Here is a 2340-nt window from a genome sequence, read left to right as displayed (position 1 = left end):
CGCGGGCCGGCCCGACTGGCCCGATTGGCCCGACTGCGCGGGTTGACCGGATCTGCCGGACTTCTGGCCCTGGCCGCCCTGGCTGCTCCGGTGGTGCTGGGGCTTGTCCTGTCCCTGCGCGGTCCGCTGGCCGTCGGAGCGCTGGCCGGAGCTGCGCTCGGAGCCCTGACCAGCGGAATCCGAGGTGGGCGTCACGGATCCGGCGGCCCGGCGTGCACGACGCCGCCGCGGCGGGTTAGCGCGCGGTTCGACGGGGCGTTCGGCTTCGGACACCCATCGATGCTACCGGCCGGTGTCGCGTGTTCCGTAAATCGTCGGCGTGCCGCCCGCGGATACGGTCAGGTCAGGTGTCGGCGGGTGGGCCACGGCTAGAGTCCGCGACATGAGCTCAGGATCCGCAGGCCACGCCCTGGTCCTCCGTCACCGGGCCAAGCCGGGGCGGCGGGACGAGCTGGTCGAGGTGTGGCGCCGGCACATGCCGGACGCGGTGCAGGCGAACGACGGGCACCGGGCGTACGTGTTCTGCGCGTCCCACGCCGACCCCGACGTCCTGCTGGTGTTCCAGCAGTACCGCGACGCCGCCGCGGCACAGGAGTTCCTCGGAAACCCCGCGTACCTGGCGTACCTGGAGGAGTCGGGTGACCTGTTGACCGGCCCCCCGGAGGTGGAGGCCGTGGAGCCGCTGTGGTCCAAGGTGGCCGGACCGACTCGGTAAGGTCTCCGCTGTGACAGCCCGCAACCCCCACCCAGACCCGCGCGCCTCATCGGACCGCCACGACGCGGCGGTGTTCTCCGGACTGCAGGACGGACCGGGGACCCCGCCCGACCCGGCGGAGTACGAGGCGCGGCGGGTGCGGCTCCTGGCGGGCGCCCAGACGACTCTCAACGACCACGCGGACGTGGTGGCCCCTCTCGCGGCCGCGTTCGGCGAGGCCGGCCACGAGCTCTACCTGGTCGGCGGAAGTGTGCGCGACGCCCTCCTCGGTCGACTCGGCACCGACCTGGACTTCACCACCGACGCGCGACCCGACACGGTCCGCGGCATCCTCGAGTCCTACGCGGACACCGTGTGGGACACCGGGATCGAGTTCGGCACCCTCTCGGCGGTCAAGCACGACGCCTCCGGTATCGAGCAGCAGATCGAGATCACCACGTACCGCGCGGACTCCTACGACGGGGTGACCCGGAACCCCGAGGTGGTCTTCGGCGACACCCTCGAGGGCGACCTGGTCCGCCGCGACTTCACGGTCAACGCCATGGCGGTGCGCCTGCACCCCGACGGGCGTCACGAGTTCTGCGACCCGCTCGACGGGATGGACGCTCTGCTCGCCGGGGTGCTGGACACCCCTGCCGCCCCGGAGCAGTCGTTCTCCGATGATCCGCTGCGCATGCTGCGCGCCTGCCGGTTCGTCTCCCAGCTGGGCTTCTCCCTCGCGCCGCGGGTGTTCCGGGCGATGACGGAGATGACCGCCGAGATCGACAGGATCACCGTCGAACGGGTCCGCGCCGAGCTGGACAAGACCATCCTCGGCGACTACCCGATCGACGGGATCAACATGCTGTGTGAGGCCGGACTGGCCGACCGCGTGCTCCCCGAGGTGCCGGGGATGAAGCTGGAGCGCGACGAGCACATGCAGCACAAGGACGTGTACTGGCATTCGCTCACCGTCCTCAAGCAGGCCATCGACCTGGAGCCCGAGGGGCCGGACCTGGTGCTGCGCTGGGCGGCGCTGCTGCACGACGTGGGCAAGCCCGCCACGCGTGCGGCCAAACCCGGCGGCGGTGTGACCTTCCATCACCACGAGGTGGTGGGCGCCAAGATGGTGCGCAAGCGGATGCGCGCCCTCAAGTACTCCAAACAGATGATCGAGGACGTCTCGGGACTGGTGTTCCTCCACCTGCGCTTCCACGGGTACGGCGAGGGGCAGTGGTCCGACTCGGCCGTGCGCCGGTACGTCTCCGACGCGGGCGATCTGCTCCCCCGCCTCCATCGGCTGGTCCGGGCGGACTGCACCACCAGGAACAAGCGACGCGCGGCCAGGCTCCAGGCCAGCTACGACTCCCTGGAGCACCGCATCGCCGAGATCGAGGAGAAGGAGGACCTGGCCCGGGTCCGGCCGGATCTCGACGGCAACGAGATCATGACGCTGCTCGACCTCAAGCCCGGGCCCGACGTCGGCCGCGCCTGGGCGTTCCTCAAGGAGTTGCGCCTGGACCGCGGCCCGCTGGACCGTGACGAGGCCGAGGCCGAGCTCCTCCGCTGGTGGGCCGGGCAGAACGACCGCCCGGAGAACGGCGACCCGGCGTGATCGGCGGCGCGGTCGACCGCTATCTCGCCTC

At 71.3% G+C, this 2340-nt stretch carries 2 protein-coding genes and 1 pseudogene; 2 read left to right on the top strand and 1 reads right to left on the bottom strand.

Features of this window, described 5'->3' with window-relative positions; translation table 11 throughout:
• Positions 1-195, bottom strand: a pseudogene (locus G6017_RS16485) (hypothetical protein); the annotation flags it as partial.
• A gap of 187 nt (positions 196-382) precedes the next feature.
• Between G6017_RS16485 and G6017_RS06775 the strand changes: the two are divergent.
• A complete protein-coding gene (locus G6017_RS06775) occupies positions 383-715 on the top strand; it encodes a putative quinol monooxygenase (RefSeq protein ID WP_179523994.1) in 333 nt (110 codons plus the stop codon).
• A gap of 70 nt (positions 716-785) precedes the next feature.
• The gene (locus G6017_RS06770) at positions 786-2309 is read left to right on the top strand and encodes a CCA tRNA nucleotidyltransferase (RefSeq protein WP_182616599.1); all 1524 of its coding nucleotides are present in this window, start codon (positions 786-788) and stop codon (positions 2307-2309) included.
• The last annotated feature ends 31 nt before the right edge of the window (positions 2310-2340 follow it).

Source organism: Dietzia sp. B44, from assembly GCF_014145245.1.
Taxonomy (GTDB): domain Bacteria; phylum Actinomycetota; class Actinomycetes; order Mycobacteriales; family Mycobacteriaceae; genus Dietzia; species Dietzia natronolimnaea.
Note: the sequence above shows the minus strand (reverse complement) of the source record. Positions and strands in the feature narration are given on the sequence as shown.

Coding starts and splice junctions, on each gene's coding strand:
- G6017_RS06775 (WP_179523994.1), top strand. CDS start 383: ATGAGCTCAGGATCCGCAGGCCACGCCCTGGTCCTCCGTCACCGGGCC.